This is a genomic window from Oleiphilus sp. HI0061, assembly GCF_001635675.1.
This window is the reverse complement of record NZ_LWFE01000430.1, coordinates 1-682: the sequence shown is the minus strand read 5'-3', so window position 1 is coordinate 682 and position 682 is coordinate 1. Positions and strand designations below refer to the sequence as shown.

At 43.0% G+C, this 682-nt stretch carries 1 pseudogene; it reads right to left on the bottom strand.

The window, feature by feature from the left end:
* Window positions 1-397 precede the first annotated feature (397 nt).
* Window positions 398-682 (bottom strand): annotated as a pseudogene (locus tag A3735_RS30350) (DUF2958 domain-containing protein); the annotation flags it as partial.

The window sequence follows — 682 nt, the reverse complement described above, 5'->3', positions numbered from 1 at the left end:
GAAGTGACAGCTGACTACGTTAAAGAGCAACTCGATGAGTTGTCTGAAGATGAAGATTTAAGCCAATATATTTTGTAATCATTAAATCATCAGGGTCAGAGGAAAAACCTTCGCTTTTACTCTGACCCCAATGGCACTTACTTAAGGCAAACAAAGACGTCATTCCCTTGAATAAGGGAATCCATTGTTTTTACGAGTTATGCGACACATTAAAAGTAAAACTAAACGCATTAAATCATGCAGCGACGAGAAGTCTTCTTTTTTGTTTAGTCGTGTAGGATTCAAAACAATAGATTGCCGCCTGCGCGGCAATGACGATGGGGCATAGCGGGAATGACAAGCGTCGGAGCGCGTCCTAGCTTAAGTAAGTGCCATTCTACTCTGACCCCAATTAATCTTAAAACATAGATACTACTTTCTGAGAGACTCTTTCAAAATAGCTGTCACCACCAGACGAACCGCCCTTTACTTTGATTGTCTTGGGCCTGCTTTCCTGGCTACCCTGGTAGGTTGGCAAGGCCTCACCATACAGACCTGTACTGAGTGTTCTCTGCTCATCAAATAGAATATCTTTTCGGACTCGTACACCCGCTGGTGCCAGTACTTTTTCGAGCTCATCGATCCTGTTTCTAAGATTAGCCCGAGTTAATTGATAAGCACTCTCGCACATCATTTTTCGTGA